Origin of the sequence: Chloroflexus aurantiacus J-10-fl (assembly GCF_000018865.1) — a bacterium.
GTDB classification, from domain to species: Bacteria; Chloroflexota; Chloroflexia; order Chloroflexales; family Chloroflexaceae; genus Chloroflexus; species Chloroflexus aurantiacus.
On sequence record NC_010175.1, the window covers coordinates 2,925,077 to 2,940,500 of the forward strand.

The window sequence follows — 15,424 nt, forward strand, 5'->3', positions numbered from 1 at the left end:
CGAAGGTATGCGCGATTTTCCGTTATTTCCCGATCAGGCATCAACCTTTGCAACCCAGGTTGATCAGCTCTACTTTTTTCTGGTGGCCCTGAGCCTCATTTTTGCCGGGGTGTTACCGTTTGTTATTCTCTATCTGATCGTTCGTTATCACCGTAGTCAGAAGGTTGATCGGAGTAATCCGGTTGACTCCAACCTTAAACTAGAGCTGACCTGGACGATAATCCCGTTAATACTGGTCATGCTGGTCTTCTTCTGGGGTGCGTTTTTGTACGTACAGATGCGAACTCCACCGGCGCGCACTCTGGATGTCTATGTGATCGGCAAGCAATGGATGTGGCACGTGCAGCATCCAAACGGTAAGCGCGAGAATAATGAGCTGCACGTTCCAATTGGCCAGCCCGTGAAGCTGATAATGACATCGCAAGATGTGATTCATAGCTTCTACATTCCGGCGTTCCGCGTGAAGCAAGATGTGTTGCCGGGCCGCTACACAATCATGTGGTTCGAGGCGACCAAACCCGGTGAGTATCATCTGTTCTGCGCCGAGTACTGTGGTACTGAACATTCGCTGATGATTGGTCGGGTTGTCGCCATGCCGTTGGCCGATTACGAGCGCTGGCTGGCAACTCCTGGGCCGGTAGTGTTACCTGATGGTTCGATTGATACGGGCCAGCCGACGATAACTGCAAATCTCGGCGATCCAATGGCTGCGGCGGGTAGTCAACTCTTCACAAGCCTGGGTTGTGCCGGCTGCCACGCAATGGCCGGTGGTGGCGTTGGACCGAGCATGCAGGGTTTGTACGGAGCAACAGAGAAAATGGCTGATGGCTCGACAGTCACGGCTGATGAGAACTATCTGCGTGAGTCGATCCTCAATCCGAATGCGAAGATTGTGGCCGGCTATCCTGCGGTTATGCCATCGTATCAGGGGCAGATCAGCGAGGATCAGCTTAACCAATTGATTGCGTATATTAAGTCACTCGCCGACACGGGGAATTAGTCTATGAGCACGCTTTCTCTTCCACAGACGAGCTATATTCACGATCATTCGCGAACGTTTATTGATTGGCTCAAGTCGTGGTTGCTGACGGTTGATCACAAGCGGATCGCAATACTCTACCTGTTGGCGATTAACTTCTTCTTCCTGCTCGGTGGCCTGGCTGCTACTGTGGTACGGATTGAGTTGATCACCCCGCAGGGCGATCTGATGTCGTCGGATGTCTACAACCGGGCTTTCACGCTGCACGGCGTGATCATGGTCTTCTTCTTCCTGATCCCGTCGATTCCGGCGGTGCTGGGTAATTTCCTGGTGCCGTTGATGATCGGTGCCCGTGACCTGGCATTCCCACGGTTGAATCTGTTGAGCTGGTATCTCTACATGATCGGTGGTATCTTCGCCCTGATCGCAGCCGTCTTCGGCGGTGTTGATACCGGCTGGACGTTCTACACTCCCTTCAGCTCAACCTATTCCAACTCGAACGTGGTGATGACGATTACCGGTGCGTTTATTATGGGGTTTTCCTCCATCTTGACCGGTCTTAATTTCATCGTCACCATCCACAAGATGCGGGCACCTGGTTTGACCTGGTTCCGTTTGCCACTCTTCATCTGGGCGAACTATGCAACCAGTATCATTCAGATTCTGGCAACACCGGTATTGGGTATCGCGCTGCTGCTGGTGATCGTCGAGCGGGTTTGGGGTGTCGGTATCTACGATCCGGCGCTGGGTGGTGATCCACTCCTCTTCCAGCACCTCTTCTGGTTCTACTCGCATCCGGCAGTCTACATCATGATTTTGCCGGCAATGGGTGTGGTCAGCGAGTTGATCAGCACCTTCTCGCGCAAGCGAATCTTCGGCTACGAGTTCATTGCCTTTTCGAGTATTGCCATCGCTATCCTGGGCTTTCTGGTCTGGGGGCACCACATGTTCGTGAGCAGCCAGTCGGTGTACGCGGGGCTGATCTTCTCGTTTATCACTATGCTGGTTGCAATCCCGTCAGCGATTAAGGTCTTTAACTGGACGGCAACGCTCTACAAGGGTTCAATCAGCTATCGCACGCCGATGCTGTACGCGCTCGGTTTTATCGGTCTGTTCGTGATCGGTGGTCTGACCGGTATCTTCCTCGGTGTGGTAGCGGTTGACCTGCACGTGACCGATACCTACTTCGTGGTCGCTCACTTCCACTACGTGATGGTGGGTGGTACGATTATGGCCTATCTGGGTGGCATTCACTTCTGGTGGCCGAAGATGACTGGTCGCATGTACAACGAGACCTGGGGCAGCATTGCGGCACTGATCATCTTCGTTGGCTTTAATATGACCTTCTTCCCCCAGTTTATTCTCGGCTACCTGGGTATGCCACGGCGCTATCACGTCTATCCGCCGGAGTTCCAGATTTTGCACGTGATGAGCACGGCTGGTGCCAGCATTCTGGCGATTGGCTTCATCGTGCCTCTTATCTATCTGGGTATCTCGCTGTGGAAGGGGCGGATTGCCGGTGACAACCCGTGGGGAGCGACCGGTCTGGAATGGAAGACTTCATCACCACCACCAACCCACAATTTCGATAAGACGCCGATTGTGACCGAAGAGGCGTATGCGTATCCGCCGGAAGCTGCCGAGCGTGATGCGGCGTCCTGGCGACCGGGTTCACCACTATAAGGCTGGTGGTACTGATAGCAGAACACCAGGTACAAGATTGTCGGTAGTGGCGTTGATAGGTAAAGGCAGAGGAGAGAGCGTTGGCAACGATCACTCACGAAGAGGCACACGCCCATACGCACGGCCCGGAACTGCAACATCAGTTCGAGACGCCGGAACAGCAGAAAGAGGCTGCAACGCTAGGCATGTGGGCCTTCCTGGTCACCGAAATTATGCTCTTCGGTGGTATCTTCATGGCCTACATTGTCTACCGATGGGCTTTTCCCGAAGCATGGGAAGAGTCGGCGGCACTGCTGAATACACCGCTGGCCACGGTAAATACCGTCGTGCTGCTGGTCAGCTCATTAACTGTAGCGCTGGCAGTCAATGCTGCCGAAGAGGGTAACAAGCGTCGGTTGTTGACCATGCTGGTCTTGACGATGCTGCTTGGAGTGACCTTCCTGGTCATTAAGGGTTACGAGTATAGTGAAAAGTTTGCCCACTGTGCCGGTGCGAAAGACCCGATCAGTTGGATTACCGGCACCGATTTGCACGAGAGCCATGAGTGTCTGGTGCCAGGACGTAGTTTCTTATTTCCTGCAGAGCACGGCACGGCGGGTGCTACGCATGGGGCGAGTGCCGGTCATGGAGCTTCCACCGGTCTGATGCAATCCGGTCATCAACTATTCTTCTTTCTCTATTTCTGTGCGACCGGCCTGCATGCCATCCACATGCTCATCGGTCTGGGAGTGATGGGGACGATCACGGTGATGGCACTCCGGGATCGGTTCTCACCAACCTACTTTACGCCGGTTGAGATTGGTGGTCTCTACTGGCACCTGATTGACATTATCTGGGTATTCCTCTTCCCACTCTTCTATCTGGTTTAGGAGGGCGCGATGGCCGAGCGACACGAACATCAACATGCTCACCACCACGGCGCCGGGCATGCCCATATCTCGCGGGGGACCTATTATCGGGTCTTCGGAGCGCTGATGGTGCTTATGGTGCTGACCGTCGCTGCCTGGTGGGTGGAGAAGAACCTGATCCATATTCCGGGCTGGCTGGCGGTGACGATTGCAATGAGCATTGCAATCGCGAAAACGGTTTTGATTGTGCTCTACTTTATGCATGTGAAGGTCAGCAGCCGAATCTCTCAGGTCTACGCTGCCGGTGCATTTGTCTGGCTGATCATTCTATTTGTAATTACCATGGGCGATTACGTTGCCCGTGGCTGGCCACCGCAGGGTGGACCGTTACCGTAACTCTTCCTGGTGTGGTGGGTGAGGGCCGGTCAGAAAATGACCGGCCCTTTTGTTATTGGTGACTGTCGATGTAAGGTGTGTTAAATTTGATATCCCAGGTTGCTACCTTTGTCACCACAGAGACACAGAGGGCACAGAGGATGTGGATAACTCGGGTTACTTCCGTAAGGCGTGACGTAGCACGTTCTTGGGAACTGGTTGCTCCCTCCATCGTTATGCGGTACGCCAGACGGTGTTGAGAGCAACGTCGTGCTGTTCGTCCTGAAAGTCAGCCTCCGTGGTATGCTCACAACATACGTGGCAACTTGAGTTCAATCTGATACGGGAACATGCAATGTCCAGCGAAGTGGGTTCGTTAGGGGCGGGTTCAGAACCCGCCCCTATCACCACACAAACGGCAAGGATGATATCGAAGATACAATCCACTACGTGGTACGCGATCCAGGGCATACCTTTCGACACCCCCTCGTTCGCCGCATCTCTTGTGATGACCACCGCCGGGTGCGGATGGTGCCATTGCTGAGGCATAGCCACGTTCTTCTACTCACCTCGCATCCATCCGGGTTGTGCCGGTAATTCCCACGGATCGTCGCAGCGGAATGGATAGTCACGGTTCGTGGCATATCCGGTGATAGGCAGTGCTACCCATGGTCGTTCAACATGTGCGATGAACGCACATTACTCGTCGATGCACAACATGTCTGCCCGTGGGATTTACAAATACTGCGGCACATCTGGGGTACTCATCTGGCGGCGCAATGAGAACGACCACATCATCCGTAGCCAGGCATCCCTAAATCGCATGCGCGACGACATCGTCAATCATCCATACGTGATGGCAATATGATCAGCAACATGCAACGTTCATTGAAGTAGGGGCGGGTTCTGAACCCGCCCCTACCATCATCCACAAACGGCAAGGGTTATATCGAAGATACAATCCAATACGTGGCACGCGATCCAGGGTATACCCTTTCGACCCCACGCGACACGTGAATCCTTGCCGGTGAAAGCTAACCAATCCAGCACGTGATTGCGCTGTGGATGTGCGGAATGGTTTCGGGCATCGCTAGCGAAAGATAGCTTGTAAGTCGGCAAGTGTGGTGTGGGCCAGGCTGGGCAATGTCAGGTCGGCAGGCGGTAGCGGAACCTGCCCGGAGATCGCGCCGGGGATGGCGACGACCGGGCAGCCGGCTGCCCGGGCAGCCCGGATGCCGTTGGGGGAGTCTTCGAGTACCAGGCAGGTTGCTGGCGGCAGACCCAGGCGGCGAGCTGCTTCCAGGAAGAGATCGGGTGCCGGTTTTGTTGCTGCTACATCATCAGCCGTGACGACTGTTGCGAAGAAGGGGCGTATGCCTAGACGTTCAAGCCAGCCTTCAACCCAGCGCCGGCTACTGCTACTGGCAACTGCACAGGGTAAGCCCTTTGAGTGTGCTTCGGCTAGCAACTCAGCAACACCGGGCAGAAGCGTTTGTGGCGCGCTTAGTTCATCCTTGCGGGCCTGTCGGCGAGCGAGGATCGTATCGCGTGCCGCAATGACTTGTTCGGCCAATTGGGGATCGCGTTGCCGGAGTAACGCGACGAGATGGGCATGAGCATCAAATCCGGCGTTTGCGCCAAGGGTGATCGCCCAATCGTGGACGCTTAGGGTAACACCATATTCGGCATAGATCTCTTGCCAGCTTTGTAAGGCGGGTGTCTCGGTATCGACCATCAGGCCGTCGAAGTCGAAGATGAGGGCATGGATCGGCATTCAGGTCTCCTTTGCATCAGCGATCCGTTGCTGCCAATGTATAGATTCCACACTCATTGTACTTGAGTTGATGTGCGTGCTGTTTCATGCAAGCTCGTGTCGGCGCATGTTGTATCAACTCTTGCCTATGCATCGTACAGGTTGTCGGCACTGCGCTGAGGCATTGGCAGGCGTGCCACTGGTGAGATGCTGATGGTTCGTTGACGGTGCGCGAACTGGTGCATGTGTAGTTCGCCTGCGTGGTGGGTGATGAGCAGGTGACGGTGGTGCTGCGTCTGGCAGTGTGCCGGGACATCCCCCCCACCCCCGCTGGGCTATGCATTACCCACATGTCACGTTGCGTTAGGTCGGGCTGCAAGCGCTCTCCGTGGCGCGGGCTTCCAGCCAGCGTGCCGGCATCCTCGCCACCGCCGTCAGGTGCTGGCCGTGGCCGCTGGTGCGCAGGCACGAACCAAGTGCAACAACACCGTTACGCCCAGGTATCGCATGTATGCCCGACTGACTCTATGATTGTCACGAGCACATCCAGTACCGCCATGACCAGGATGGGTAACGGTGTGCCACACGCCGGATCGTGAGCACGGCTGGCGCGGCAGCATGGCTGCCGCACTCCAAACCGTGCGACACGTGCATGCCGAGCGGGTACGGCAATCCATCCAGCACGTGCTGGCACGGCTGGAGCTGCGCACTATCACCGGACCAGTCGCCCACAACAGCATCCATAGCGATCATCACCGCTGATTCGCACGTGGTTGACACCAGGTATGGGTAATGCGTAGCCGGGTGGGATAGGGGAGGGCAGACGTGTGATCCAGGGCTTCCTAATAGGGTAGACGTTGTATTCGTTCATCTATCCTGGCCGTCCGTGAATGCCGCCAGGGGCGGGAGCTTGCGCCTGGCTCCTCCTTCGAGCACTGGTACCGGCACCATGCGCGCTGGAGGCGCGTGCGCTCAGTCGGGATGCCAGGCGGTGAGCGCGCCGGAGGCGCACGCTTGCAGGGCATCGCCCCCACCCTAGCCCGCCCCCGCTGGGGGCGGGAACTGCCGGTGCCGGATGGTGACCGCTGGCGTGAGTGGGTTCAGGGGGGTGATACACCGTTGGTGGCGGGCACGGCGCGGGCTGGCGAGTGCGCTGGAGGCGCGTGCGCTCAGTCGGGATGCCAAGCGGTGAGCGCGCCGGAGGCGCACGCTTGCAGGGCATCGCTCCCCAATCTACCCCGCCCCCGCTGGGGGCGGGAACTGCCGGTGCCGGATGGTGACCGCTGGCGTGAGTGGGTTCAGGGGGGTGATACACCGTTGGTGGCGGGCACGGCGCGGGCTGGCGAGCGCGCTGGAGGCGCGTGCGCTCAGTCGGGATGCCAAGCGATGAGCGCGCCGGAGGCGCACGCTTGCAGGGCATCGCTCCCCAATCTACCCCGCCCCCGCTGGGGGCGGGAACTGCCGGTGCCGGATGGTGACCGCTGGCGTGAGTGGGTTCAGGGGGGTGATACACCGTTGGTGGCGGGCACGGCGCGGGCTGGCGAGCGCGCTGGAGGCGCGTGCGCTCAGTCGGGATGCCACGCGATGAGCGCGCCGGAGGCGCACGCTTGCAGGGCATCGCCCCCACCCCAGCCCGCCCCCGCTGGGGGCGGGTGTAGACGGTTCAGGGAGGGTCAGTAGTGTGTAGGGTACACGAGGTAAGCGCGCCGGAGGCGCGCGCTCCCAGTTGCGATGAGCGCGCCGGAGGCGCACGCTTGCAGGGCATCGCCCCTACCCTAGCCCGCCCTTGCTGGGGGCGGGAACCAGCGGTGCCGGATGTGGCTCCCGCTGGTGTAAGCTGGTGCCGGTGAGGAGCGCGCCGGAGGCGCGCGCTCCCAGTCGGGATGTCAGGCGATGAGCGCGCCGGAGGCGCACGCTCGCAGGGCATCGCCCCTACCCTAGCCCGCCCTCGCTGGGGGCGGGAACCAGCGGTGCCGGATGTGGCTCCCGCTGGTGTAAGCTGGTGCCGGTGAGGAGCGCGCCGGAGGCGCGCGCTCCCAGTCGGGATGTCAGGCGATGAGCGCGCCGGAGGCGCACGCTCGCAGGGCATCGCTCCCCACTCTACCCCGCCCTCGCTGGGGGCGGGAACCCGCGGTGCCGGATGGTGACCACTGGCGTGAGTGGGTTCAGGGGGGTGATACACCGTTGGTGGCGGGCACGGCGCGGGCTGGCGAGCGCGCTGGAGGCGCGTGCGCTCAGTCGGGATGCCAGGCGGTGAGCGCGCCGGAGGCGCACGCTCGCAGGGCGTACAGACTCGCCCCCACCCTGGCCCGCCCCCGCTGGGGGCGGGAACTGCCAGTGCCGGATGGTGACCGCTGGCGCGAGTGGGTTCAGGGGGGTGATACACCGTTGGTGGCGGGCACGGCGCGGGCTGGCGAGCGCGCTGGAGGCGCGTGCGCTCAGTCGGGATGCCAGGCGGTGAGCGCGCCGGAGGCGCACGCTTGCAGGGCATCGCCCCCACCCCAGCCCGCCCCCGCTGGGGGCGGGTGTAGACGGTTCAGGGAGGGTCAGTAGTGTGTAGGGTACACGAGGTAAGCGCGCCGGAGGCGCGCGCTCCCAGTTGCGATGAGCGCGCCGGAGGCGCACGCTCGCAGGGCGTACAGACTCGCCCCCACCCTGGCCCGCCCCCGCTGGGGGCGGGAACTGCCAGTGCCGGATGGTGACCGCTGGCACAGGCTGGTGCCGGTGAGGAGCGTGCCGGAGGCGCGCGCTCGCAGGGCGTGCAGACTTGCCCCCACCCTGGCCCGCCCCCGCTGGGGGCGGGAACTGCCGGTGCCAGATGGTGACCGCTGGCGTGAGTGGGTTCAGGGGGGTGATACGCCGTTGATGGCGGGCACTGCGGGTTGTTGCCGGTGAGGAGTGCGCCGGAGGCGCGCGCTCCCAGTCGGGATGCCAAGCGGTTAGCGCGCCGGAGGCGCACGCTCGCAGGGCGTACAGACTCGCCCCCACCCTAGCCCGCCCCCGCTGGGGGCGGGAACTGCCGGTGCCGGATGGTGATCGCTGGCGCGAGTGGGTTCAGGGGTGCGATACGCCGTTGATGGCGGGTACGGCGTGCTGGTGCCGGTTTTGCGTGCAGGCAGATTATCACGGATGATCAAACCAGACGGATGTGTCCGGCACATATGTCGGCTCCGTGATCAGACAGGAAACTGCTACGATTTGCGCCGGATCGTGAGCGCGGCTGGCGCGGCAGCATGGCTGCCGCACTCCAAACGTCGCAACACGCGCATGATGAGCGGACAAGACAACCAATCCAGCGAGTGATGGCACTGGAGATGGTCGGCAGATTTCCTCGCTGCCAGGCAGACAGACTGGGAGTAGGATACTGGCTTTGGTGGTTGGTCAGCGTGCAGAAGCTTGCGCGGTAGTCTCGGAGCACGGCAGCACAGCTTTTATGAAATAAGTTCATATGCGTTGATTGCAGGCTGTGGCCTGCGCTGCCCCCTATGATGGTGGCCCGGTATATTGAGCCGATGGACTGATGGCAGCAGCAGGTGCGCAGCATACAATACAGACCGGGATGGTTTTATCACCGGGGTAGCCCGTGAGGTGGTTGTTACCACAGAGCATCGTTTCACCACCTGGAATTCTGCTACGGTGCGTTCAAGGAGAGGTTATGGCGATCAATGTTGATCAGGATGTCCGATTACGACCATTTGATGGGTCGGTAGCGGATTATGCTCTGTTGGTTGCAATTGGTAATGCGGTATTTCCCGACAATCTCGAAACGGTTGAACAGGTTCAACACTGGGATGCCAGGCGGCCAGCTCACTGTATTCAGGAGCGGTGGTTTGCTGAGGTGCACGGGGAGGTGGTAGGGGTCGCCGAGTATTTTCAGCCACAATGGATGTATCACCCACGCAAGTTCTTTGTCAGTATTGCCGTTCTTCCGACGTGGCAGGGCCAGGGTATTGGTCGTTATTGCTACGACGTATTGATGGGTGATTTGCAGAGTCGCCATCATCCGTTACAGGTGCGGGCGAATTGCCGTGAGGATCAGGAACGTGGGATGCAGTTTCTCGCCCGACGTGGTTTTCGGGAAGAGATGCGGACCTGGGAGTCGCGACTTGATCTGCACACCTTTGATCCGGCACCGTTTCGCGCTGCCATTGATCGTGTCGTGGCCCAGGGTTTCACGATCTGCAATTTGCGAGAATTGCTGACACGATTACCGGATGCTCGCCAGCGCCTGTACCGCGCCGCGATGGAGATGCGGGCAGATGTGCCGCAGCCGGAACCGTTTACGCCGCCCGATTTCGCTTCGTGGGAACAGTCTCTGTTCAACGACCCAACGCTCTACCCGGAAGGATATTTTCTGGCGCTGGACGGGGAAGAGATTGCTGCGCTCAGTCAACTCTGGAAATCGGCTGAGCCTGATGTGTTGATGACCGGTCTGACGGCGACACGACGAGCGTATCGTAAGCGTGGTCTGGCAATGGCGCTTAAGGTACACGCGCTTACCTTCGCGCAGGCCGCAGGCTATCGCGAAGTGCGTACCTATAATGCAACGACCAATCGGTCGATGTTGCAGATTAATGATGTGCTGGGGTTTGTTAAACAACCGGCCTGGGTTGAATTTGTGAAGGACCTGGATAGTGTATGATCCATATACGACCTTTCCAACATCAGGATGCAGATTATCGCGTGATGGCCGATGTCTATAATGCGCTGGCGCCGGATGCACCGCTATCGGCGATAGAATGGCGTATTCGTGATGAAATTCACAATCCGAATTTGCCACTCTGCCGATGGATTGGCGAACTTGATGGTAGGGCCGGTGGGTATGCCGAATATTATCAGCCGACATGGTGTGCCGATCCTACCCATTTGGAGATGCAGATCGTTGTGCATCCGGCCGTTCAGGGGCGAGGTTTGGGCCGGGCACTCTGGCAGCATCTGCAGATGGCCTGGCAGCCGCTGCGACCGCACCATATCTGGCTTAAGGTGCGTGAGGACTGGCAGGCCGGGTTGATGTTTGCCGGTCGGCGGCAGTTCCACGAGAGTCGGCGGGTTTGGGTTTCCCGGCTTGATCTGGCAACCTTTGATCCGCAACCTTTCAGCGGTTCGATTGAGCGGGTGACGGCGCAGCAGATTGAGCTAATCAGCTTTGCGGCGCTGGCAACAGCCGATCAGGGGTTTTGGCAGCAGTTGTACGAGTTTGAACGACAAACAACCGGTGATGTACCGTCGCCATTTCCGGTCACGATGCCGACCTACGATCAGTGGATCAAGCTCTATCAGCCTGACCACGGCGCGCTGTGGGAGGGCAGCTTTGCTGCGGTACACGAGGGGCAGATCGTGGGGATCAGTACGTTAGAAACTATTGATGATAGTACTGATGTCGAGGTTGGGTTTACGGCGGTGCGGCGCGATTACCGTGGCCGGGGTATTGCGCTGGCGCTGAAGCTCTGTACAATTGCGTATGCCGGGGCGCAGGGGCTGAGTGGGATTCGTACCGATAACGACAGTACGAATCTGGCGATGTGGCATATCAATGAACGGTTAGGTTTTCGGCGTGGGCCGGTGTGGATTGTTCTCCACCGGTGTGAGCAGAATGAGGAGGTGACGTGAACGGGTTGCCGTTAGTTGAATTGAGTGGCGATGCCTACACTCAGGGTTGGCAGCATGGCCGTGCGTTGCGCGAGGCGATTGCTGCCAACCTTCGCATCTATATGACGCGCTTCGAGCGTGAGTTGCGGATACCACCGGATGAGGTCTGGCGGCGGGCGCTGCGTTATGCGGCTGTGATCGCTGAACAAAATCAGGATTATGCAGCCGGTATGCGCGGCATTGCCGAGGGGGCAGGGGTTGATCTGGCAGCGATTGCGGCTTTGAATGTGCGTTATGAGCTGTTTTATCAGTTCTTTCGCGAGTATGAGCGGGGTACCGGTAAGCCTGATGGTTGTACCGCTTTTGCGTTGTTGCCGTCAGAGACAGATAACGGTCATTTGCTGGTGGGCGAAAACTGGGACTGGATTCAGGGGGTGCGGGGGGCGATTCTGCGCACGATTGCACCGGATGGGCTGCGCACGCTGGCTTTCACTGAGGCCGGTATTTTTGGGGGGAAGATTGGCTTGAATGCTGCCGGTCTGGCCCTGCTCATCAATGGCTTGAGCAGTACGGGTGATGATTGGGCCAGTCTGCGCCGACCATTTCATGTGCGTTGTTACGAGATATTGCAGGCACGCTCACTGACTGAAGCGCAGGCGGTGATTACGAGCGAAGAGCGGGCCGGTTCAGCCAATTTTCTGCTGGCACAGGTACCTGATCGGGTGGTCAATATTGAAGCAGCACCGGCGGCGCTGGCGATCAGTGGCTGTACTAACGGTTGTCTGGTTCACGCCAACCATTTTACCGATCCGGCAGCACTCGGTATTGTGGAGCGGCAGATTGAGCGTTATCCTCATTCGTATTGGCGGCAAGAACGATTACGCTCGCTGCTGGCCTCTCGTCCACAATCGCTGGCACAGGTGCAGGCGGCCTTGCGTGATCACGAGCAGTTCCCCTATTCGGTCTGTTTTCATATTGATCCTGCCGATCCACCTGATGAGTATTATGAAACGGTCGCCTCGGTGATTATGGATGTGACTGCCGGTGTGTTGTATGCGACCGACGGGCCACCGTGTGAGCATGCCTATGTGCGATATGAATTGGAGGTGGCGAGGTGAAGAGGACTGTGCTCTTCGTCTGCACCGGAAACTACTATCGTAGTCGCTATGCTGAGCTGCTCTTCAATGCCATGCAGGTTAAAGGCTGGCAGGCTACGTCACGCGGTCTGGCACTCTCGTCACGCAATCGCGGGTCGATCTGGCCACCGGTGCTTGAGCGGCTACAACAGTGCGGATTTACGACGCCGGATGAGCTGCCTTTGCCACGAACGCTGTGCGAGGCCGATCTGGCGCAGGCAACGCTGGTGATTGCACTGAACGAACCTGAACATCGGCCTTTGATGCAGCAGCGTTTTCCGGCATGGGCTGATCGAATTGCCTACTGGCAGGTACCTGATACCGACGTGTTGGAGCCTGAGCCGGCTTTTCAACGGATTGAGGCAGGGATCGCAGCATTGCAGAAGGAGTTGAGCGGGAGTTGAATAATGGAGATAGGGGTTATTTCTGATACTCACGGTTTTCTGGCACCATCAGCTTTACAGGTGTTGTCCGGGGTTCAGTTGATTGTACACGCCGGCGATATTGGGAATGAAGCGGTGCTGGGGCAGCTTGAGACAGTGGCGCCGGTGATTGCTATTCACGGTAATACTGATAGTGGAACGGAACTGGCCCGGACGTATCCGGCGAGTCGCTGGATCGAGCGTGAGGGTGTGTTGATCTATCTGACCCATATCGGTGGCAAGCCGAACCATCTTGTGCAATCGTTACCAAAGACTGCTGATGGGCGATCTCCACATGTCTACATTTTTGGTCATAGCCATCGGCCATTGTGCGAAGTACACAATTCCGTTCTGTTTCTGAATCCGGGGACAGCCGGTGCGCCACGGGGTGCGGGTCTGTCGGTCGCCCGGCTGACGGTGCATGATGGTACGGCGCAGGCGGTGCTCATTCCGTTGACGGATAGTCCGCGGGCAATACGTTGATGAGCAGGTACTGCGTGGATCACTGAACAGCCAGAGGTCAGGATAGTGACCGGTGCGACACGTGGCGGGTGTTGAGCGGCGTGGAGGTGGGAGAGGGCTGCCGCACGCCAAACCATGCGCCACGGGTAACGCAACCGGGAAACGGTATCCACGCCGGGGGGTGATCCCGCGATGTGGGCAGGGAGAAAGGCTGTTCCTCTTCACCAGGGTGACGTACCGGGACGGGTCAGCGATGTGACCGACGCCTGTCGGTGTGTACGGTGGATGCGGCAGCCATGCTGCCTCACTCCAAACCATGCGCCACGGGTAACGCAACCGAGAAACGGTATCCACGCCGGGGGGTGATCCCGCGATGTGGGCAGCAGAAACGTTTTTTCTCGTGTTCGCGATCTGATCACCACCAGCATGATAAGTGTAATCACAAGCAATGACTTCTCCTACATCGGATTTGACATGATGATCATAAATGGCTCATGTGTCGTTTCCGTACCTGGCAGAGTGACCGGTGCGACACGTGGCGGGTGTTGAGCGGTGTGGAGGTGGGAGCAGGGCTGCCGCACGCCAAACAACAGACAGGTGGATCACTGCGTGGGGGAAGGTCGCCCATTCGGGTGCGACACAGATGGACGAAAGAGCTTCCAAACCACGAGAAGAGAGGTTGTATGGGTGGTGAGAATAGACAATCTCTGCTCGGAAAACGGTTGGTAACCGGTTTGCGTCAACCCAATGGCTGGCGAATCGGTAGCCTTTTGGTCGGGATGATAGTGGCAATCGGTTTGTTGCCGCTGGTTGCGGCAACCCTTGACCTGGAACGACGCCTCTTTTTTGCCGTCCACGGAATTTGCGCCCAGAGTCACAACCTTCAAGTGGGTGGTGTGCAGTTTCCGCTCTGTGCCCGTGACAGTGGCATCTATCTCGGCCTCATGGTAACCCTGGGTGTGATTGCCTGCCGTGGGCGCTGGCGGGCCGGACGGCTGCCGCCACTGCCGGTTAGTCTGACACTGCTGGGGTTGATTGTGATCATGGGTGTTGATGGCCTGAATTCAACTGTGGCTGAACTGGGGTGGGGTGCTGTCTATCCGCCGCGCAATGATCTGCGTTTGATTACCGGGTTGGGGTTTGGTGTAGCGATGGCGGTTGGTTTGTTGTTGGTGGCGAATCAAACGCTGCTTGCCCCCGACCTTATCGATACCACGCAGGCGCCGATTGGCAGTTGGGCTGATATGGGGTGGGTGGTTGGCGCATTGGCGCTGGTCGTGCTGGCGATAGCTTCCGACCAGGCTCTACTGGCCTGGCCGCTGGTTCTGATCAGCGTGGTTGGGGTGACGGGAGTCATGACGTTTGCGATTGGGTTGCCGGTGAGTGCCTTCGCCGGTTTGAGTGGTCGGGTTCGTCATCCACGGCAATTGTTGCTACCAGGAATTGCCGGCTTTCTGGTTACGCTGCTGCTGCTGGCCGTGCTGGCACGCTGGAAGGTAGAGCTGGAAGTCCAGGGTGCCTTGCCGCCGCCACTTGTTCCGTAGCGGAGTTGGTCGTCGGTGCGGGCTGATGTGGCGGTACGCGGTAGGGATACAGCGTGTCATACCCCTCTGCGCTTGCGCAGTGTTCCGGCATCGTAACGGTACTGAAATACCACCGGTGAGTTGCTGGTAGGGTGGCGCTGGGGCAAAAAGACCGGTTCAGTTCTGCTCGCTTGAGGGTAGTGTCATGTGATCATCGGCTGTTGGGTCGTGTTTTTGCTGCGCCCAGCGAGGTGATATGCGATCTGTTTCCACTTCATCCCGCTCTTGCCTGGGGTGGGTGTGCGCGGTGCAGTGGCAGTCGGTAGCGCGTGCTGTGTCATGTTAAGGGCGCGCCGGAGGCGCGCGGTTCCAGGGGGAAGCTGGCAGGCGCGCCGGAGGCGCGCGCTCCCAGGGGATGGTGCTTGCTCAGAGTTATTCTTACCGTTTTAAAACTTGACATAATAAATACAGGAGCCGACTACCAATCATCGATTCGCCCAGGTCACTCTCCCAACTGGCACGGGCGTGCTATTGGGTAGACGCTGCCTTGTGCGGTAAGGTTAAAAAGACGACAGAGAAGCGGGTTTTTCACCCGCTCCTCATGATGCAACCAGGTGATGATAGTACAGCAGGTCAGCGGTATGTGATCAGCGC

General features: G+C 58.7%; 13 protein-coding genes. 11 read left to right on the forward strand and 2 right to left on the reverse strand.

The window, feature by feature from the left end; genetic code table 11:
• Positions 1-7: 7 nt before the first annotated feature.
• The 4 genes from coxB to CAUR_RS11195 all read left to right on the forward strand — a co-directional run bounded on the left by coxB (position 8) and on the right by CAUR_RS11195 (position 3,906).
• Positions 8-1,000, forward strand: a complete 993-nt coding sequence (gene coxB / locus CAUR_RS11180) for a cytochrome c oxidase subunit II (protein WP_012258007.1) — start codon at positions 8-10, stop codon at positions 998-1,000.
• Positions 1,001-1,003: 3 nt separating this feature from the next.
• Complete coding sequence (ctaD, locus tag CAUR_RS11185; RefSeq protein WP_012258008.1) at positions 1,004-2,662, forward strand: cytochrome c oxidase subunit I; 1,659 nt, start codon at positions 1,004-1,006, stop codon at positions 2,660-2,662.
• 80 nt (positions 2,663-2,742) lie between these two features.
• Positions 2,743-3,531: a cytochrome c oxidase subunit 3 gene (locus CAUR_RS11190; RefSeq protein ID WP_012258009.1), complete on the forward strand. Its 789-nt coding sequence runs from the start codon at positions 2,743-2,745 to the stop codon at positions 3,529-3,531.
• A 9-nt stretch (positions 3,532-3,540) separates the two neighbouring features.
• Entirely contained in the window at positions 3,541-3,906 is a 366-nt protein-coding gene (locus tag CAUR_RS11195; RefSeq protein ID WP_012258010.1) for a cytochrome C oxidase subunit IV family protein, read from the forward strand.
• A gap of 1,069 nt (positions 3,907-4,975) precedes the next feature.
• Here CAUR_RS11195 and CAUR_RS11200 read toward each other — a convergent pair.
• On the reverse strand, positions 4,976-5,659 hold the full coding sequence (locus CAUR_RS11200) for an HAD family hydrolase (protein WP_012258011.1): 684 nt from the start codon (positions 5,657-5,659) through the stop codon (positions 4,976-4,978).
• Between the two features lie 597 nt (positions 5,660-6,256).
• Here CAUR_RS11200 and CAUR_RS21230 point away from each other — a divergent pair.
• Positions 6,257-6,400 carry a hypothetical protein gene (locus tag CAUR_RS21230; RefSeq protein ID WP_157866438.1) on the forward strand — a complete coding sequence of 48 codons (144 nt, stop codon included), beginning with the start codon at positions 6,257-6,259 and terminating at the stop codon, positions 6,398-6,400.
• 2,177 nt (positions 6,401-8,577) lie between these two features.
• On the opposite strand, the gene CAUR_RS11210 is transcribed toward CAUR_RS21230, so the two are convergent.
• A complete protein-coding gene (locus tag CAUR_RS11210; protein ID WP_157866440.1) occupies positions 8,578-8,799 on the reverse strand; it encodes a hypothetical protein in 222 nt (73 codons plus the stop codon).
• A gap of 494 nt (positions 8,800-9,293) precedes the next feature.
• On the opposite strand from CAUR_RS11210, the gene CAUR_RS11215 reads away from it, so the two are divergent.
• The 6 genes from CAUR_RS11215 (at position 9,294) to CAUR_RS11240 (ending at position 14,791) form a co-directional block, all read left to right on the forward strand.
• Positions 9,294-10,280: a GNAT family N-acetyltransferase gene (locus CAUR_RS11215; protein WP_012258012.1), complete on the forward strand. Its 987-nt coding sequence runs from the start codon at positions 9,294-9,296 to the stop codon at positions 10,278-10,280.
• Positions 10,277-11,248 carry a GNAT family N-acetyltransferase gene (locus CAUR_RS11220; RefSeq protein ID WP_012258013.1) on the forward strand — a complete coding sequence of 324 codons (972 nt, stop codon included), beginning with the start codon at positions 10,277-10,279 and terminating at the stop codon, positions 11,246-11,248. The genes CAUR_RS11215 and CAUR_RS11220 overlap by 4 nt, the downstream gene beginning before the upstream one ends.
• Positions 11,245-12,345, forward strand: coding sequence for a C45 family autoproteolytic acyltransferase/hydrolase (locus CAUR_RS11225; protein ID WP_012258014.1), 1,101 nt, complete (start codon positions 11,245-11,247; stop codon positions 12,343-12,345). The genes CAUR_RS11220 and CAUR_RS11225 overlap by 4 nt, the downstream gene beginning before the upstream one ends.
• A complete protein-coding gene (locus CAUR_RS11230; protein WP_012258015.1) occupies positions 12,342-12,767 on the forward strand; it encodes an arsenate-mycothiol transferase ArsC in 426 nt (141 codons plus the stop codon). Before CAUR_RS11225 ends, CAUR_RS11230 begins: the two co-directional genes overlap by 4 nt.
• A gap of 3 nt (positions 12,768-12,770) precedes the next feature.
• A complete protein-coding gene (locus CAUR_RS11235; protein ID WP_012258016.1) occupies positions 12,771-13,268 on the forward strand; it encodes a metallophosphoesterase family protein in 498 nt (165 codons plus the stop codon).
• 662 nt (positions 13,269-13,930) lie between these two features.
• Entirely contained in the window at positions 13,931-14,791 is an 861-nt protein-coding gene (locus CAUR_RS11240; RefSeq protein WP_012258017.1) for a DUF2085 domain-containing protein, read from the forward strand.
• The last annotated feature ends 633 nt before the right edge of the window (positions 14,792-15,424 follow it).

What these genes read in the sequence shown, in the direction of transcription:
- coxB (WP_012258007.1), top strand. Translation starts at nt 8, where the DNA reads ATGCGCGATTTTCCGTTATTTCCCGATCAGGCATCAACCTTTGCAACC.
- CAUR_RS11215 (WP_012258012.1), top strand. Translation starts at nt 9,294, where the DNA reads ATGGCGATCAATGTTGATCAGGATGTCCGATTACGACCATTTGATGGG.
- CAUR_RS11195 (WP_012258010.1), top strand. Translation starts at nt 3,541, where the DNA reads ATGGCCGAGCGACACGAACATCAACATGCTCACCACCACGGCGCCGGG.
- ctaD (WP_012258008.1), top strand. Translation starts at nt 1,004, where the DNA reads ATGAGCACGCTTTCTCTTCCACAGACGAGCTATATTCACGATCATTCG.
- CAUR_RS11200 (WP_012258011.1), bottom strand. Translation starts at nt 5,659, where the DNA reads ATGCCGATCCATGCCCTCATCTTCGACTTCGACGGCCTGATGGTCGAT.
- CAUR_RS11240 (WP_012258017.1), top strand. Translation starts at nt 13,931, where the DNA reads ATGGGTGGTGAGAATAGACAATCTCTGCTCGGAAAACGGTTGGTAACC.
- CAUR_RS21230 (WP_157866438.1), top strand. Translation starts at nt 6,257, where the DNA reads ATGGCTGCCGCACTCCAAACCGTGCGACACGTGCATGCCGAGCGGGTA.
- CAUR_RS11235 (WP_012258016.1), top strand. Translation starts at nt 12,771, where the DNA reads ATGGAGATAGGGGTTATTTCTGATACTCACGGTTTTCTGGCACCATCA.
- CAUR_RS11210 (WP_157866440.1), bottom strand. Translation starts at nt 8,799, where the DNA reads ATGTGCCGGACACATCCGTCTGGTTTGATCATCCGTGATAATCTGCCT.
- CAUR_RS11220 (WP_012258013.1), top strand. Translation starts at nt 10,277, where the DNA reads ATGATCCATATACGACCTTTCCAACATCAGGATGCAGATTATCGCGTG.